Origin of the sequence: Streptomyces sp. RerS4 (genome assembly GCF_023515955.1) — a bacterium.
Taxonomy (GTDB): Bacteria; Actinomycetota; Actinomycetes; order Streptomycetales; family Streptomycetaceae; genus Streptomyces.
On record NZ_CP097322.1, the window covers coordinates 2,721,459 to 2,737,728 of the forward strand.

Annotated in this window: 13 protein-coding genes and 1 pseudogene; 8 read left to right on the forward strand and 6 right to left on the reverse strand. The window is 73.4% G+C overall.

What is annotated here, in order from left to right; genetic code table 11:
* Position 1: 1 nt before the first annotated feature.
* Positions 2–430 carry an ATP-binding protein gene (locus tag M4D82_RS12480; protein ID WP_249766123.1) on the forward strand — a complete coding sequence of 143 codons (429 nt, stop codon included), beginning with the start codon at positions 2–4 and terminating at the stop codon, positions 428–430.
* Between the two features lie 22 nt (positions 431–452).
* On the opposite strand, the gene M4D82_RS12485 is transcribed toward M4D82_RS12480, so the two are convergent.
* From M4D82_RS12485 to speB, 3 genes are all read right to left on the reverse strand, one after another.
* Complete coding sequence (locus M4D82_RS12485) at positions 453–977, reverse strand: hypothetical protein (protein ID WP_249766124.1); 525 nt, start codon at positions 975–977, stop codon at positions 453–455.
* A gap of 107 nt (positions 978–1,084) precedes the next feature.
* On the reverse strand, positions 1,085–2,770 hold the full coding sequence (locus M4D82_RS12490) for a thiamine pyrophosphate-binding protein (RefSeq protein ID WP_249766125.1): 1,686 nt from the start codon (positions 2,768–2,770) through the stop codon (positions 1,085–1,087).
* Between the two features lie 38 nt (positions 2,771–2,808).
* Complete coding sequence (gene speB, locus M4D82_RS12495; protein ID WP_249766126.1) at positions 2,809–3,771, reverse strand: agmatinase; 963 nt, start codon at positions 3,769–3,771, stop codon at positions 2,809–2,811.
* 115 nt (positions 3,772–3,886) lie between these two features.
* On the opposite strand from speB, the pseudogene M4D82_RS12500 reads away from it, so the two are divergent.
* The 4 genes and pseudogenes from M4D82_RS12500 (at position 3,887) to M4D82_RS12515 (ending at position 9,014) form a co-directional block, all read left to right on the forward strand.
* Positions 3,887–5,336 (forward strand): annotated as a pseudogene (locus M4D82_RS12500) (helix-turn-helix domain-containing protein).
* A gap of 56 nt (positions 5,337–5,392) precedes the next feature.
* Positions 5,393–6,550 carry an acyl-CoA dehydrogenase family protein gene (locus M4D82_RS12505; protein WP_249766127.1) on the forward strand — a complete coding sequence of 386 codons (1,158 nt, stop codon included), beginning with the start codon at positions 5,393–5,395 and terminating at the stop codon, positions 6,548–6,550.
* A 68-nt stretch (positions 6,551–6,618) separates the two neighbouring features.
* Positions 6,619–7,458, forward strand: a complete 840-nt coding sequence (locus tag M4D82_RS12510) for an acyl-CoA thioesterase (protein ID WP_502989062.1) — start codon at positions 6,619–6,621, stop codon at positions 7,456–7,458.
* A gap of 188 nt (positions 7,459–7,646) precedes the next feature.
* Positions 7,647–9,014, forward strand: coding sequence for a serine hydrolase domain-containing protein (locus tag M4D82_RS12515; RefSeq protein WP_249766129.1), 1,368 nt, complete (start codon positions 7,647–7,649; stop codon positions 9,012–9,014).
* Between the two features lie 26 nt (positions 9,015–9,040).
* Here M4D82_RS12515 and M4D82_RS12520 read toward each other — a convergent pair whose 3' ends face one another.
* The 3 genes from M4D82_RS12520 to M4D82_RS12530 form a co-directional block, all read right to left on the reverse strand.
* Positions 9,041–9,874, reverse strand: coding sequence for a DUF4253 domain-containing protein (locus M4D82_RS12520; RefSeq protein WP_249766130.1), 834 nt, complete (start codon positions 9,872–9,874; stop codon positions 9,041–9,043).
* Positions 9,875–10,013: 139 nt separating this feature from the next.
* Positions 10,014–10,820 (reverse strand): phosphatase, encoded by an 807-nt coding sequence (locus M4D82_RS12525; protein ID WP_249766131.1) that lies wholly within the window; start codon positions 10,818–10,820, stop codon positions 10,014–10,016.
* 121 nt (positions 10,821–10,941) lie between these two features.
* The gene (locus M4D82_RS12530) at positions 10,942–11,520 is read right to left on the reverse strand and encodes an SACE_7040 family transcriptional regulator (protein ID WP_249766132.1); all 579 of its coding nucleotides are present in this window, start codon (positions 11,518–11,520) and stop codon (positions 10,942–10,944) included.
* Between the two features lie 105 nt (positions 11,521–11,625).
* Between M4D82_RS12530 and M4D82_RS12535 the strand changes: the two genes are divergently transcribed.
* Genes M4D82_RS12535 through M4D82_RS12545 form a run of 3 tightly spaced genes read left to right on the forward strand, consistent with a single transcriptional unit; the run spans position 11,626 to position 16,270 of the window.
* Positions 11,626–13,242 carry a carboxyl transferase domain-containing protein gene (locus M4D82_RS12535; RefSeq protein WP_249766133.1) on the forward strand — a complete coding sequence of 539 codons (1,617 nt, stop codon included), beginning with the start codon at positions 11,626–11,628 and terminating at the stop codon, positions 13,240–13,242.
* Between the two features lie 23 nt (positions 13,243–13,265).
* On the forward strand, positions 13,266–15,341 hold the full coding sequence (locus M4D82_RS12540; protein WP_249766134.1) for an acetyl/propionyl/methylcrotonyl-CoA carboxylase subunit alpha: 2,076 nt from the start codon (positions 13,266–13,268) through the stop codon (positions 15,339–15,341).
* A gap of 11 nt (positions 15,342–15,352) precedes the next feature.
* Positions 15,353–16,270 carry a hydroxymethylglutaryl-CoA lyase gene (locus M4D82_RS12545; RefSeq protein WP_249771731.1) on the forward strand — a complete coding sequence of 306 codons (918 nt, stop codon included), beginning with the start codon at positions 15,353–15,355 and terminating at the stop codon, positions 16,268–16,270.

Sequence of the window (16,270 nt, forward strand, 5' to 3'; positions counted from 1 at the left end):
AATGACCGTGCCCTCTGCCGTTGAGATCTTCTGGATGATCCCCAGCAGTCCCCGCACCCCCGGCCGGGCCCGCGCCATGCTGCGCGAGCTGCTCGCCGAGTGGAAGGTGGACGGGGAGCCCGCCGACGCGGCCGAGTTGCTGCTCTCCGAGTTGGTCACCAACGCCGTCCGGTACGCCCGTGCCCCGCGGGGGCGGGAGATCGGGGTGCGGGTCGCGCGCTATGAAGGGGTGCTGCGGGTCGAGGTGGCCGACGCCGGGGAACGCGTGGAGCTGACCCCCCAGGTCGCCGGGGAGGGCGACGAGCGGGGGCGGGGGCTCGCCATCGTCGCGGCGGTGGCCGAACGGTGGGGGCAGTGTCCACGCCGGCACGGGATCGGCAAGGCCGTCTGGGCCGAGGTGCCGGCGCCGGACGGAGAGGGCCGGGAATGAAGGCGCGTCCGTCCGTGCCGGCTCAGCGAGAGCGGCGGCGGCGGTGATACGCGAACGTCAGGGCCAGCAGCAGGGGGCCCCACAAGGTGAACAGGCCGCTGACCGTCATCGCCAGCACGTCCCAGCCCTCGCTGTACGGGAAGCCGTCGGCACCGCCGATACGAAAGGCCCCGAACACCCAGTGGACCATCAAGGCGGTGAAGAAGAGGCCGCTGAGCGTCGCGGGAAGGATCACCGCGAAGGGCGGGATGCGTCTGCCGCCCAGCTTGGGGACCCGGGTGGGCACCACCTCACCCCACCGCCGCACCAAGCCGAAGCTAAGCAGTGCGAATGCCTCGGACAGAAGGCTGAGTCCGACGACGTAGGGGATGTTCCACGGCGACGGGGGCAGGACCTCCCCTCCCATGCCATAGCCGAAGGCGATGGGCAGACGCCACAGGCAGACGGGCAGTGCGACCAGGGGCATCGCACGGGCCGCGCCGGCGGCCCATCGGGGAACGGGCCGTTCTGTCGCTGTCGTATTGACATGCACCGTGTGGGTTGTCATGCCCACACTCTGCCCGGCAGCTCACGAACCCGGATCGGCTTCGCGGATGATCCATCTCCGCCCGACGGACGAGAAATGTGGACCACGAGTCCGACTCCGGTCAGTGGTCAGAGGTGTGTCGGGGCGAACATCTTCAGGGTGGCCGGGAGGACCACGACGGAGGGGCCCGGGGTCTTGAGGGCCCGGGTGAGGTCCGTGCGGAGGGTTTCGGGGGTGGTGGTGGTCGCCGGGACGCCGAAGGAGGCCGCCAGAGCGGCGAAGTCGGGGCGGGTGAGCTCGGTGGCGGCCGTGCGTCCGTCGAAGGCGTCGGTCATGTACTCGCGCAGGATGCCGTAGCCGCCGTCGTCCACGATCAGCCAGGTGACGTCCAGGTCGTGCTGGCGGGCCGTGGCCAGTTCGGCGATCGAGTACATGGCCCCGCCGTCGCCCGACACGGCGAGGACGGGGGTGTCCGGTTCGGCGACGGCCGCGCCGAGGGCCGCCGGGAAGGCGTAGCCGAGGCCGCCGGCGCCCTGCGCGGAGTGCATGGTGTTCGGGTGCTTCGGGTCGAAGGCCGACCACGCCCAGTAGGACAGGATCGTCATGTCCCAGAAGGACGGGGAACGGGGCGGCAGGGCGGCGCGGATGGACGTCAGGAGCTCCTGCTCCAGGGCGACGTCCTGGCCGCCCAGCCGCTCGGCGACGGCGGCGAGCAGCGCGCGGACCCGCTCGGGGGCCTGGTCGTCCTGCCGGGGTTCGACCGTTTCGAGGAGGGCCTGGAGGGCGAGGCGGGCGTCGGCGTGGATGCCGAGGGCCGGGTGGTTGGCCTCCAGCTTGCCGAGGTCGGCCTCGATCTGGACGACCCGGCCCGTGGGGAAGAACGTGTGGTAGTTCGAGGAGAGTTCCCCGAGGCCGGAGCCCACGACCAGCAGGACGTCCGCGTCCTCCAGGAAGTCGGTGGTGTGCCGGTCCTCCAGCCAGGACTGGAGCGAGAGCGGGTGGTTCCAGGGGAAGGCGCCCTTGCCGCCGAAGGTGGTGACGACGGGGGCGTTCAGACGCTCGGCCAACTGCCTGAGCTTGCCCGCCGCGTCGGCGCGGACGACCCCGCCGCCCGCGATGATCACCGGGCGGGAGGCGTGGGAGAGCCAGTGCGCCGCCAGCGCCGTCAGCTCGGGGCGGGGGGCGAGCTCGTGCGGGGTCGCGTCCATGCCCGTGACCTGCGGCAGGACCGTTTCCGCGCGCAGGACGTCCTCGGGGATCTCCACCCAGACCGGGCCGAAGGGGGCCGTCAGGGCGGACTCCCAGGCCTCCGCGACCACCGACGGGATCTGCGAGGGGGTGCGGGCGATGTGGACGGACTTCACCACGTCCCGGAAGGACGCGGCCTGGTCCCGCAGCTCGTGCAGGTGCCCCCGGCGGCCCCCGCCCAGGCCCGCCGTCGGGACCTGGGAGGAGATCGCGAGCACCGGGGCGGAGCCGGCCGCCGCCTCGGCGAGCGCGGGCAGCGCCGTCAGCGCGCCCGGCCCGGTGGACAGCAGGAGGGGGACCGCCTCGCCGGTGAGGCGCCCGTACGCGTCGGCCGCGAAGCCGGCGTTGTTCTCCACGCGCAGGGTGACCAGGCGCAGGTCGGAGCGGCCGACCGCGTCGAACAGCCCGAGCGCGTGCTGCCCCGGCAGACCGAAGACGGTCGTCGCGCCGAGGCCGCGCAGCGTCTCCACGACCAGGTCCCCGCCCGTCCGCCCCGGCGGCGGCGCCAGGGCGGCGGCCGTCTGGGCCTCGGTGGGACGGAGTACCAGGTCGTGGTCGTGCGTCACGCGCTGCGCGCCCTTCTTCGGTCGTGCCTTCTGTCGTACTACTTGCCCTTGGCCGCCGCGATCTGGCGGCTCATGATCGTGGTCAGCTCGTACGCGGTGTGCGAGGCCGCGACCGAGGTGATCTCGGCGTGATCGTACGCCGGGGCGACCTCGACCACGTCGGCGGAGACCAGGTTGCAGGACGACAGGCCCCGGATGATCTCCAGCAGCTCGCGGGAGGTCATGCCACCGGCCTCGGGGGTGCCGGTGCCGGGCGCGTGGGCCGGGTCGAGCACGTCGATGTCGATGGAGATGTAGAGGGGGCGGTCGCCGATGCGCTGGCGCAGCTGGTCGGCGACCTCGTCGGCACCGCGCCGGTAGACGTCGGCGGAGGTCACGATGCCGAAGCCCATCTTGGCGTCGTCGTCGAGGTCCTGCTTGCCGTACAGCGGGCCGCGCGTACCGACGTGGGAGAGGGCCTCGGTGTCGAGGATGCCCTCCTCGACGGCGCGGCGGAACGGCGTGCCGTGCGTGTACTCCGCGCCGAAGTAGGTGTCCCAGGTGTCGAGGTGCGCGTCGAAGTGGAGCAGCGCGACGGGGCCGTGCTTCTTGGCGACGGAACGCAGCAGGGGCAGCGCGATGGTGTGGTCGCCGCCGAGGGTCATCAGGCGGGAGCCGGAGGACAGCAGCTCGTCGGCGGCGGCCTCGACCGTCTCGACGGCCTCGTTGATGTTGAACGGGTTCACGGCGATGTCGCCGGCGTCCGCGACCTGGGCGAGGGCGAACGGGGAGGCGTCCTGGGCCGGGTTGTACGGGCGCAGCAGGCGGGAGGCCTCGCGGATGGCGTTGCCGCCGAAGCGGGCGCCGGGGCGGTAGGAGACACCGGAGTCGAAGGGCACGCCGACCACGGCGACGTCGGCGGAGCCGACCTCGTCGAGGCGGGGCAGGCGGGCGAAGGTCGCCGGGCCCGCGTAGCGCGGGATGCGGGAGGAGTCGACGGGGCCGCGCGGCTGCGTGCTCATGGGGGGTGCCCTTCTGGTGGTCCTACGGTCCGGTGTTTCGAGCGTAAGCGGACACCTCGGGCACACGAAGGGTACGTTTCATCCATTGTTCGCCGTTGAGCTGTACGGAGTATCCATGGACGCCGCTGCGTACGCCGCCCCGCCCACGCCGCCGGTCGCCCTCGGGGCGCTGCTGCGGGACCGGGAGCTGGGGCTGCGGCACCTCGCGGGGCCGGCCGAGGCGGACGTGCACGGGGTGCACGCGTCCGAGATGGCGGACCCCTCGCCGTACCTGCTGGGCGGGGAACTGCTGCTGACGGCCGGCGCGGAGCTGGGTGGCGCGGGCGACTCGGAGGCCGAGGCGTACGTGGCGCGGTTGGCGGCGGCCGGGGCGGGGGCGGTGGGGTTCGGGGTCACGCCGGTGCACGAGACGGTGCCGGACGCGCTGGCCGGAGCCTGCGCGCGGCACGGGCTGCCGCTGGTGGAGGTGCCGCCTGGGACTCCGTTCACGGCGGTGGGCCGGGCGGTGTGGCGGCTGATGGCGGAGGCCCGGACGGGTGAGCTGCGCCGGGTGGCCGAGGCGCAGCAGTCCCTGGCGGCGGCGGCCGCCCGCCCGGACCCGGTGGCCGCCGTCCTGTCCGCCTGGCGGCGGCCCTGGGCGGCTGGGCGGCCCTCCTGACCCCGCGGCCGGACCCGGACCCGGCGGCCGGGGCTCTCGCCGCCGCTGCAGGGCCCGCCGCCGGGCCCGCGCCCGCCGCCGAGGCGCGGCGGGCCGTGGAGGCGCTGGGCGGGCGGGTGGCTTCGGGGGGTGTGGCGACCGCGACCGACGTGCTGGGCGGCGTACACCTGTCGGCCTACGCCGTGGGGGGCGGCCGGGTGCTGGCGCTGGCCGCACCGAGCCGGGTCCCGGGGGACCACACCATCGCCTCGGCCGGAGCGGTCCTGCTGACGCTGCTGACCGCGCCGCGCCCGGCCGGGGGCGAAGCCGCGGCCCTGACCCGGCTGCTCCTCGACGGCGACCCGGCGGCGGCCTTGGGCCCGGGGCCCTGGTACGCCGTCCACGCCCGGGGCGGCTCCGATCCCGGGGCGCTCGCGGCGGCGCTGGGCACCGTACTGGTGGACCCGTACGGGGACGGCGTACGCCTGCTCACCGACCGGGAGCCGGCCCCGCACCCCGGCTGGCGGCTCGGGGTGAGCGCCCCGCCGCCCCGGCCGCCCTGGCCGGGGCCGACGCGCAGGCCCGCCGGGCCCTGGAGCGCGCCGAGGCGACCCGCACCCCGCTCGCCCGCCACGCGGACCCCGGCTTCGCCGGCCTGATCGACGAGGCCGAGGCCCGCGCCCACGCGGAGGCCCTGCTCGGCCCGCTCTCCCCCGCCCTGCGCGAGACGCTGCGCGCCTGGCTGGCCCACCACGGCGGCTGGGACCGCACCGCCGCCGCCCTGGACCTGCACCGCAACACCGTCCGCCAACGCATCGCCCGCTGCGCGGCCCTCCTCGCCCGCAACCTGGACGACCCGGACACCCGAATGGAACTGTGGTTCGCACTACGTTCTCTGGACAGGACAGACAACCCGCCGGTAACTTAATCTGAGCAAGCGCTTAGCCAAGGCGGCGGACCGCCGCGACCGAAGGGAGCCCGGCCGTGCGCCGTACCGTTTTCAACGAGGACCACGAGGCGTTCCGCGAGACGATCCGCGACTTCATCGAGTCCGAGGTCGTCCCCGTCTACGACGAGTGGTTCCAGGCCGGCCAGGCGCCCCGCGAGTTCTACTACAAGCTCGGCGAGCTGGGCATCTTCGGCATCAACGTGCCCGAGGAGTTCGGCGGCGCGGGCCTGGACACCCACAAGTTCGAGGCCGTCCTCTACGAAGAGACCTCCCGCGCGGGCGTCAACTTCGGCGGCTCCGGCGTCCACGTGCTGCTCGCCCTGCCCTACATCAAGATGCTCGCCTCCGACGAGCAGAAGAAGCGCTACCTGCCGAAGTTCGTCTCCGGCGAGGAGATGTGGGCCCTGGCGATGACCGAGCCGGGCACCGGCTCCGACGTCGCGGGCATGAAGACCACCGCCAAGCTCTCCGAGGACGGCACGCACTACGTCCTCAACGGCGCCAAGACCTTCATCACCGGTGGCGTCCACGCCGACCGCGTCATCGTCTGCGCGCGCACCTCCGCCCCGAGCGAGCAGGACCGCCGCTTCGGCATCTCCCTGTTCGCCGTGGACACCAAGTCCGAGGGCTACTCCATCGGCCGCAAGCTGGACAAGCTGGGCCTGCGCACGTCCGACACCGCCGAGCTGGCGTTCGTCGACGTGAAGGTGCCGGTCGAGGACCTGCTCGGCGAGGAGAACAAGGGCTTCTACTACCTCGGCGCGAACCTGCCCTCCGAGCGCTGGGGCATCGCCTTCGGCGCGTACGCGCAGGCCAAGGCCGCCGTCCGGTTCGCGCAGCAGTACGTGACCGACCGCACCGTCTTCGGCAAGCCGGTCGCGCACTTCCAGAACACCAAGTTCGAACTGGCCTCCTGCCAGGCCGAGGTGGACGCCGCCGAGGCCGTCGCCGACCGCGCCCTCGAAGCCCTCGACGCGGGCGAGCTGACCGCCGCCGAGGCCGCGTCCGCGAAGCTGTTCTGCACCGAGGTCGCCCACCGCGTCATCGACAAGTGCCTCCAGCTGCACGGCGGCTACGGCTACATGAACGAGTACCCGATCGCCCGTCTGTACGCCGACAACCGCGTCAACCGCATCTACGGCGGCACCAGCGAGGTCATGAAGTCCATCATCGCGAAGTCGATGGGCCTGTAAGTCCCCCCGGGGCACTTACGTCCACCATCGTGAACGAGGCACTCACGACGCTCCTCGATCTGCTCGACATGGAGCAGATCGAGGAGAACATCTTCCGCGGTACCAGCCGTTCGGCGCTGGTACCGCGGGTCTTCGGCGGCCAGGTCGCCGCCCAGGCACTGGTCGCCGCCGGCCGGACCGTCCCCGCCGACCGTACGGCGCACTCGCTGCACTCGTACTTCCTGCGCGCCGGTGACCCCGGCGCGCCCATCGTGTACTCGGTGGACCGGATCCGCGACGGGCGCTCCTTCACCACCCGCCGGGTCGTCGCCGTCCAGCACGGGCAGCCGATCTTCCACCTCTCGGCGTCGTTCCAGACGTACGAGGAGGGCCTCGACCACCAGAGCGCCATGCCCGACGCGCCGGACCCGGAGACCCTGCCGACCGCCGCCGAGTCCCTGCCCGCGTACCGGGAGATCTTCCGGGAGCCGGGCACGGTCGAGCGGCTGCTCGACGCGCGGGCCGCCGTCGACCTGCGCTACGCAACCACCCCGCCGTGGGGCAGCGTGGGCGAGCCGGTGGAGCCGCGTACGCAGGTGTGGTTCCGCACGGCGGGCAAGCTGGAGAGCGACGATCCGCTGCTGCACACCTGCCTGGCCACCTACGTCTCCGACATGACCCTGCTGGACTCGGTGCTGCTCGCGCACGGCCGGGGCGGATGGGCCGTGGGCGACGTGGTCGGCGCCTCCCTGGACCACGCGATGTGGTTCCACCGGCCCTTCCGGGCCGACGAATGGCTCCTCTACGACCAGGAGTCGCCCTCGGCCTCCGCCGGCCGGGGCCTGGGGCAGGCCCGGATCTGGACGCAGGACGGCCGGCTGGCCGTCACGGTGATCCAGGAAGGCGTCGTGCGCGTCCCCCGGGCGTGATCCGGCGCGCCACCCGAGCCGCCGCCCGCCCCCTCCATGACAAATGTAACGACCCATCAAGGTGCGTCTCCGTCTGATGGGTGACGCCCTGTTCGTCCTGACGGAGGAGGTGGGCGGGCGGTCCCCCGGGCGAGACTCGTGGTGTCCCTGATCACCGGGCCCCACCGGGCCACGGAAGAGGAGCCGCCGTGCGTCCCACCCTTCCCGTCGACCGCGCCGTCAACCGCGCCGTCAACCGTCCCGCGCGGCGGTTACGCCGCACCGCCGCGGCGAGCGCCGTCGCCGTCGCCCTGCTGGCGGGCCTCGCCCCGGCCGCGACCGCCGCGCAGGCCCCCGAGCGGTCCGTCACCCAGGCCGCGGCCCGCCACCTCGACCGGGACCGTCTGCGCGCCGGCCTGTCCGCGATCCACGAGGCGGGCATCTACGGCGTGTACTCCTCGGTCCGCGACGGCCGGGAGCGCTTCGACGGCGCCTCCGGCGTCGCGGACGTCGACACCGGACGTCCGGCCCGCGCCGACTTCCGGCACCGCGTCGGCAGCATCACCAAGACCTTCACGGCCGTCGCCGTGCTCCAGCAGGCCGAGAAGGGCCGCGTCGAACTCGACCGCCCCGTCGGGGACTACGTGCCCGACCTGCTGCCCGGCGAGCGCGGACGCAAGGTCACCGTCCGCATGCTCCTCAACCACACCAGCGGTATAGGCGACTACATCGCGGGCGCCTTCCCCTCCATCGAGCAGGGCAAGCCGGACAGCCTCGACGAACACCGCTTCCGCACGATCAAGCCCACCGAGCTGATCCGCCTCGGCGTGGCCCGCCCGCAGGTGAACGAGCCCGGCGCCAAGTGGTCGTACTCCAACACCAACTACCAGCTGTTGGGCGAGATCCTCCGCGCGGTGACCGGCGAGGACCCGGAGCGGCTCATCACCCGGGACGTCATCCGCAAGGCAGGCCTGCGCGACACCTACTTCCCCGGCACCGACCCCTCCATCCGCGGCCCCCACGCCCGGATGTACGAGAGCTTCTTCGGGATCATCGACCCGCCGCGCGACTACAGCGTCTACAACATGACCTGGGCCGGGGCGGCCGGCGCCCTCGTCTCGACCCCGCAGGATCTCAACTCCTTCTACCGCACCCTGTTGACCGGTGGCCTGCTGCCGCGACACCGGCTGGACCAGATGCGCTCCACCGTCGACGTCAAGGACGAGAAGGGGAACGTACTCATGCGCTACGGCCTCGGCATCTACACCATGGACACGCCGTGCGGCCCGGTCTGGGGGCACGACGGAGGCGTCTGGGGGGCCGGCACCTGGAGCCTGTCCAGCCCCGACGGAGCCCGGCAGTTCACCGTCGGCCACAACCTGATGAAGTATCAGCGCCTCGACGAGACCGGCACCGTCCTGCTCCCGCACCCGGCCGACGCCGCCCTGGTCGACTACCGCGACCTGGCCCTGTGCGGCACGACCGCACCGCGTACGCCGACCCCGGCGCCCGGGGCCCGCGTGCTGCCGCAGGTCGTCCCGGCGCTCCCGGCGCCGCTGACGGCTGCCCTGCGCTGAGCCCGGACGCCGGGGGGGCAGAGGGGTCAGTCCCACCAGAACGACCAGTGCGACTGCCCCACCACGGCCTCCTCCGCGTAGGCGGCGACCGTGCCGGACCCCTGCCAGACGTTGTCCGGGCAGAACGCGAAGTGCTCCGCCGCCACGGCGAGCGCCTCGGCGGGGGTGCGGGGCGGAGCGGCCACGTAGAGGTCGAGCCGGTCGAAGCCGATCGCGAGGACGCGGGCGTCGTAGCGCTCCTCCCACGAACGCAGGACGGCGCTGATCCGGGCGGTGTCGTCGTCGTGGTTGCACGGCCCCGACCAGCCGATCGCGGCCGGTACGTCGGCCCGTCGGGCGGCGGGGACCAGCGCGAGGCGCGGGCGGCCGAGCCACCCGTCGGCGAGCAGCGCCCGGGTCGCGGCGTCGGCGGCGGCGTCCGCGTCCGGCGTCGGGGTGCCGGGCGGGGCCAGGGGCGGACGGTCGCGCCCGAAGGGGGCGATCAGCTCCTCGCCTTCGGCGCCTTCGGCCGGGTCGGGTATCACCGCGTCCCAGTACTCCCGCAGCACGGTCTCGGCGTCGTGGTCGTCGGGGTCGCCGGCCCGGCCGGGGTCCAGGGCCCGGGTGTGCCACCACTCCTCCAGGCCCGAGCGGTCGTGCAGCAGCACGGCGGTGAGCCCCGCGGGGGCGGCCCAGGCCGCCGCCGGCACGTCCACCGGCCCGTCGGACACCCACAGCAGGGGCTGCCGGCGGGCCCGGCGCAGTCGACGGCGCACCGGACGGGTGATCACCGTGCCGGGTGGCAGACCGGGGATGTCGGCGCACGCGCGCAGCGGGCCGAAGAGGTCCGACGGGCGGGGCGGATCGGCGGCTTCGCTCATGGCGGCGACCGTAGCCGCCGCCACTGACACACGCCCAAGTCCCCTACGCCTGGATGCCCTTCGGCCTCCCGCCACCATGCGCGACACCGGCTGGGTCGACGCCCTGACCGGCCACCACCGCCCGCGCCTCCGCGCGCGGTTACAGCAGGCCCGCCGCCGACAGGAGGTAGGCCACCATCGGGTCGTAGAAGCGCGGGTCGCGTACGTGGTCGTCCAGCGGGACGGCGACCTGGAGGGTGCCCTCGGCCTCGGCGAGGAAGAGCGCCGGGTCGTTGCAGTCGGCGTACCCCACCGCGTCCAGCCCGCGCTGTGCGGCGCAGCCCGCCCAGCCGTGGTCGGCGACGACGAGGTCCGGCTGCGGCCGGCCCTGCGCCGCGAGGCCGTCGAGGATCGCCGCCATCGGTTCCGGCGAATGGGTGTGCCACAGGGTCGCGCCCCGCTCCAGTACGGCCACGTCCGCGAACTGCCACACCGAGCCCTCGTCGGCGATCAGGCCCTGCGGGATGACGACGATCTCGCAGCCGGTGGCGCGCAGCGCGGCGGCGGTGGCCCGATGGACGTCGAGGAGGCCGCCGGGGTGCCCGGTGGCGAACAGCACGCTGTGCCGGTCGAGGGCGGCCTTGTGGAGCCGGGCCGCGAGCCGGTCCAGGGCGCCCACGGTCAGCTCGGGGTCGATGGTGTCCTGCCCGAAGCGGTAGGCGGCGTCGTCGATGACCCCGCAGCGCTCGGCCATCACGGCCAGGACGTCCTGTTCGTCGGCCCAGCGGTCGCCGAGTTCCAGACCCAGCCAGTAGTGCCGGTCTCCGTTCGCGAGCTTGCGGTAGTGGCTCAGGTTGTTCTCGCGCGGGGTGGCCACCTGTCCGGCGATGCGGGTGCGGACGAGGTGGTCGATGAGCTCGGCGCGGCTGGGTACGGGCGTCTCTATCGGCTTCGGCATGCGGCCCATTCTGCCGCCGTACACCCGGAGTCGTCCGTTCCGTCCCGCCGACCGGACGAAGCCTCAACCCCCGCCGCCCCACCGCCGACCCGCGTCGAGAGCCCCCCGCCGCCCGCGTCGCGGGATCCGCTCAGCGCGACAGTGCCGCGAACGCTCCGTCAGCGAGGCGGCGCAGCAGGGATTCGGTCGCCTCCCGGCCCAGGGCCGCCAGGTGGGGCGTGGAGTTCAGCAGCCCGAACACCGCGTGCACGCAGACCCGTACCTCCGCCTCGCCCACCTCGGGGTGCAGCTCCCGCACGACGTCCACCCACAGCTCCACGTACTGCCGCTGGAGCTGGCGCACGAGCTTGCGGTCGGCCTCCCGCAGCCGGTCGAGCTCCCGGTCGTGGAGGATGATCAGCGCCCGGTCGTCCAGTGCGAAGTCGACGTGCCCCTCGACGAGCGAGGCCAGCACCTCCTCGGGCCTCCCGGCCGCCTCCTCCACGCGCCGCCGGCCCCCCGTGAGCAGCCGCTCGCTGATGCCGACGAGCAGCTCGGCGAGCATCGCGTCCTTGCCCGCGAAGTGCCGGTACAGGCCGGGACCGCTGATGCCGACGGCGGCGCCTATCTCGTCCACGCCGACGCCGTGGAATCCGCGCTCCGCGAAGAGACGAGCGGCCTCACTGAGGATCTGCTCGCGACGGGTGGGGGCGGCCGCTCTGGTGCTCATGGGAATCCATTCTAGACAGGGCGGTTAGCGCTCGTTAACCTGGAGCCACACGCGTTAACGCTCATTAACAAAGCAAAGCATGCACCGAGCAAGGGAGCTCGACCGATGCAGCAGGCACCAGTGCTGACGAGCGCCGCGGACCCGGCGTCCGAGGCCTGGCGGACCAATGAGGCCGCCCACCGCGAGCTCGCCGAGGGCCTGCGCGCCCGGTTGGACGCGGCCCGGCTCGGCGGCGGCGAGAAGGCCCGCGCCCGCCACACCGCCCGCGGGAAGCTGCTTCCCCGCGACCGCGTGGACACCCTCCTCGACCCGGGGTCGCCCTTCCTGGAGCTGGCCCCGCTGGCCGCCGAGGGGATGTACGGGGGCGCGGCCCCGGCCGCCGGGGTGATCGCGGGCATCGGCCGGGTCAGCGGCCGCGAGTGCGTGATCGTCGCGAACGACGCCACCGTCAAGGGCGGCACGTACTACCCGATGACCGTCAAGAAGCACCTGCGGGCCCAGGAGGTGGCCCTGGAGAATCGTCTCCCCTGCCTCTACCTGGTCGACTCCGGCGGCGCCTTCCTGCCCATGCAGGACGAGGTCTTCCCCGACCGCGAGCACTTCGGGCGGATCTTCTACAACCAGGCCCGCATGTCGGGGGCCGGCATCCCGCAGATCGCCGCCGTCCTCGGCTCCTGCACGGCGGGCGGCGCGTACGTCCCGGCGATGAGCGACGAGGCCGTCATCGTGCGCGGCCAGGGCACGATCTTCCTGGGCGGCCCGCCGCTGGTGAAGGCCGCCACCGGCGAGGTGGTCACGGCCGAGGAGCTGGGCGGCGGCGAGGTCCACTCGCGGGTCTCCGGAGTGACCGACCACCTCGCGGAGGACGACGCGCACGCGCTGCGGATCGTCCGGAACATCGTGGCGACCCTCCCCGGGCGCGGCGCCCTGCCCTGGTCGGTCGAGGCGCCGGAGGAGCCGAAGGTGGACCCGTACGGGCTGTACGGCGCGGTCCCGGTCGACTCCCGCACGCCCTACGACGCCCGCGAGATCATCGCCCGGATCGTGGACGGGTCCCGCTTCCAGGAGTTCAAGTCCGAGTTCGGGCAGACCCTGGTCACCGGCTTCGCCCGGATCCACGGCCACCCGGTCGGGATCATCGCCAACAACGGCATCCTGTTCTCCGAATCCGCGCAGAAGGGCGCCCACTTCATCGAGCTGTGCGACCAGCGCGGCATCCCGCTGCTCTTCCTCCAGAACATCTCGGGCTTCATGGTCGGTCGCGACTACGAGGCGGGCGGCATCGCCAAGCACGGCGCCAAGATGGTCACCGCCGTGGCCTCCACCCGGGTTCCGAAGCTGACCGTGGTGGTCGGCGGCAGCTACGGCGCGGGCAACTACTCGATGTGCGGCCGGGCGTACTCGCCCCGCTTCCTGTGGATGTGGCCCAACGCCAAGATCTCCGTGATGGGCGGCGAGCAGGCCGCCTCCGTCCTGGCCACGGTCAAGCGCGACCAGCTCGAAGGCGCCGGGCAGGAATGGCCCGTCGAGGACGAGGAGGCCTTCAAGGCTCCCGTCCGGGCGCAGTACGAGGAGCAGGGCAACGCCTACTACGCCACGGCGCGGCTGTGGGACGACGGGGTCATCGACCCGCTGGAGACCCGGCAGGTGCTGGGACTGGCTCTGACCGCGTGCGCGAACGCCCCCCTGGGCGAGTCGGGCTTCGGCATCTTCCGTATGTGACGTGTGACGTGAGGACCTCACTGATGTTCAGCACTGTTCTGGTCGCGAACCGGGGCGAGATCGCGGTCCGGGTCATCCGCACCCTGCGGGACCTCGGCATCCGCTCCGTGGCCGTCTTCAGCGACGCGGACGCCGACGCCCGCCACGTACGGGAGGCCGACACGGCCGTCCGGATCGGCCCGGCGGCCGCCGCCGAGAGCTACCTGTCGGTGGAGCGGCTGCTCGACGCCGCCCGGCGCACGGGCGCCGAGGCGGTCCACCCCGGCTACGGCTTCCTCGCCGAGAACGCCGCCTTCGCGGCGGCCTGCGCGGAGGCCGGGTTGGCCTTCATCGGCCCGCCGGCCTCGGCGATCTCCCTGATGGGCGACAAGATCCGGGCCAAGGAGACGGTGAAGGCGGCCGGCGTTCCGGTGGTCCCCGGCTCCTCGGGCAGCGGCCTGTCCGACGCCGAACTGACCGCCGCCGCCCGTGACATCGGCATGCCGGTGCTGCTGAAGCCCTCGGCGGGCGGCGGCGGCAAGGGCATGCGCCTGGTCCGCGACGCCGCCGTGCTGGGCGAGGAGATCGCGGCGGCGCGCCGCGAGGCGCGGTCCTCGTTCGGTGACGACACGCTGCTGGTGGAGCGGTGGATCGACCGGCCCCGGCACATCGAGATCCAGGTCCTGGCGGACGCCCACGGGAACGTGGTGCACCTGGGCGAGCGCGAGTGCTCGCTCCAGCGGCGCCACCAGAAGGTGATCGAGGAGGCGCCGTCCGTCCTGCTGGACGACAAGACGCGGGCGGCGATGGGCGAGGCCGCGGTGAACGCGGCGCGGTCCTGCGGGTACGTGGGTGCGGGGACGGTGGAGTTCATCGTCCCCGGCGGGGACCCGTCCTCGTACTACTTCATGGAGATGAACACCCGGCTCCAGGTCGAGCACCCGGTGACGGAGCTGATCACGGGCCTGGACCTGGTCGAGCAGCAGCTACGGGTCGCCGCCGGCGAGGCCCTGGCCTTCGACCAGTCGGCCGTCACCCTGACCGGCCACGCCATCGAGGCGCGGGTCTGCGCGGAGGACCCGGCGCGGGGGTTCCTGCCCTCCGGGGGCATGGTCCTCGCCCTGTCCGAGCCCTCGGGAGGCTCCGTCCGGACGGACTCCGGGCTGGTGGCGGGGGTGGACACGGGGTCGACGTACGACCCGATGCTGTCGAAGGTGATCGCGTACGGGCCCGACCGGGCGGCGGCCTTGCGGGTCCTGCGGGGGGCGCTGGCGGACACGGTGATCCTGGGCGTCCAGACCAACACTGGTTTCCTGCGGAGGCTGTTGGCGCATCCGGATGTCGTCTCCGGCGACCTGGACACGGGGCTGGTCGAGCGCGACCTGGGCTCGTTGCTCCCGGAGGGCGTCCCGCCGGAGGTGTACGCCACAGCTGCGCTGCTGGCCCGGGCTTCTCTCCCCCACCCCGCCCCTTCCCGAGACCGGGCTCTGCCCGGACCCGCGCCTCAAACGCCGGCTGGGCTGGATGGTGCCGCCTGGGTCGACCCGTTCGACGCCGCCAACGGCTGGCGCCTCGGCGGCACCCCCGCCTGGACGGTCCACCACTTCCGCCTCCCGGGCCAGGAGCCGCTCACGGTCCGCACCCGCCCCTCGGGCACCGAGACGGAACTGCTCCTCACGGCCGCACACGACGGCAACGCCGCCCGGGGCCGCGTCGTCGCCCGTACGCACGACCGCGTCACCGTCGAGCTCGACGGGGTCACCCACACGTTCAGCCACGCCACCTCCCCGGAGGGGACCTGGCTCGGGCGGGACGGCGACTCCTGGCACGTCCAGGTCCACGACCCCGTCGCCGCGAGCCTCGGCGGCGCGGGCAGGAGCGGGGTGGACACCCTGGCCGCCCCGATGCCCGGCACCGTGACCGTCGTCAAGGTGGCCGTCGGCGACACCGTGGTCGCCGGTCAGAGCCTGCTCGTCGTCGAGGCGATGAAGATGGAGCACGTCATCGCCGCCCCGCACGCCGGCACCGTCACCGAACTCGACGTCACCCCCGGCACCACCGTGGCCATGGACCAGATCCTGGCCGTGGTCACCCCCGAGGCGACCGAGGAGGACGCGTGAACGGCCTGCCCATGACCTTCCCGGCCCCCGGACTGCCGGCCCGCGTCCGCATCCACGAGGTGGGCGCCCGCGACGGACTGCAGAACGAGAAGACGGCCGTACCGACCGAGGTGAAGGCGGAGTTCATCCACCGCCTCGCCGCCGCCGGGCTGACCACCGTCGAGGCCACCAGCTTCGTCCACCCCAGGTGGGTGCCGCAGTTGGCCGACGCCGAGCAGCTCTACCCGCTGCTCTCCGACGTACGGGCCGACCTGCCCGTCCTCGTGCCCAACGAGCGCGGTCTGGAACGCGCCCTCGCCCTGGGGGCCTCCCGGATCGCCGTCTTCGGCTCGGCCACGGAGACCTTCGCCGCGCGCAACCTGAACCGCACCGTCGACGAGTCCCTCGCCATGTTCGAGCCGGTCGTCGCCCGCGCCAAGGAGCAGAAGGCGCATGTGCGCGGCTACCTCTCCATGTGCTTCGGCGACCCGTGGGAGGGGGCCGTTCCCGTCCACCGGGTGGTCCGCGTGGCCAGGGCGCTGCTCGACCTCGGCTGTGACGAGCTGAGCCTCGGCGACACCATCGGCGTCGCCACACCCGGCCACGTACAGGAGCTGTTGTCGGCCCTGAACGAGGCGGGCGTGGGCACCGACCGCATCGGCGTCCACTTCCACGACACCTACGGTCAGGCCCTCTCCAACACCCTCGCCGCGCTCCGGCACGGCGTGACCACGGTCGACGCCTCCGCCGGCGGGCTCGGCGGGTGCCCGTACGCCAAGAGCGCCACCGGGAACCTCGCCACCGAGGACCTGGTGTGGATGCTCGACGGTCTCGGCATCGAGACCGGGGTCGACCTGGCCGCCCTCACCGCCACGAGCGTGTGGATGGCCGAACGGCTGGGACGCCCCAGCCCCTCCCGTACCGTCCGCGCCCTCTCCCACAAGGAGTAA

Bases quoted from the DNA above. Each gene is read 5' to 3' on its own strand.
- M4D82_RS12545 (WP_249771731.1), top strand. From the start codon at position 15,353: ATGACCTTCCCGGCCCCCGGACTGCCGGCCCGCGTCCGCATCCACGAG.
- M4D82_RS12540 (WP_249766134.1), top strand. From the start codon at position 13,266: ATGTTCAGCACTGTTCTGGTCGCGAACCGGGGCGAGATCGCGGTCCGG.
- speB (WP_249766126.1), bottom strand. From the start codon at position 3,771: ATGAGCACGCAGCCGCGCGGCCCCGTCGACTCCTCCCGCATCCCGCGC.
- M4D82_RS12525 (WP_249766131.1), bottom strand. From the start codon at position 10,820: ATGGGCCGCATGCCGAAGCCGATAGAGACGCCCGTACCCAGCCGCGCC.
- M4D82_RS12485 (WP_249766124.1), bottom strand. From the start codon at position 977: ATGACAACCCACACGGTGCATGTCAATACGACAGCGACAGAACGGCCC.
- M4D82_RS12520 (WP_249766130.1), bottom strand. From the start codon at position 9,874: ATGAGCGAAGCCGCCGATCCGCCCCGCCCGTCGGACCTCTTCGGCCCG.
- M4D82_RS12530 (WP_249766132.1), bottom strand. From the start codon at position 11,520: ATGAGCACCAGAGCGGCCGCCCCCACCCGTCGCGAGCAGATCCTCAGT.
- M4D82_RS12535 (WP_249766133.1), top strand. From the start codon at position 11,626: ATGCAGCAGGCACCAGTGCTGACGAGCGCCGCGGACCCGGCGTCCGAG.
- M4D82_RS12510 (WP_502989062.1), top strand. From the start codon at position 6,619: ATGGAGCAGATCGAGGAGAACATCTTCCGCGGTACCAGCCGTTCGGCG.
- M4D82_RS12480 (WP_249766123.1), top strand. From the start codon at position 2: ATGACCGTGCCCTCTGCCGTTGAGATCTTCTGGATGATCCCCAGCAGT.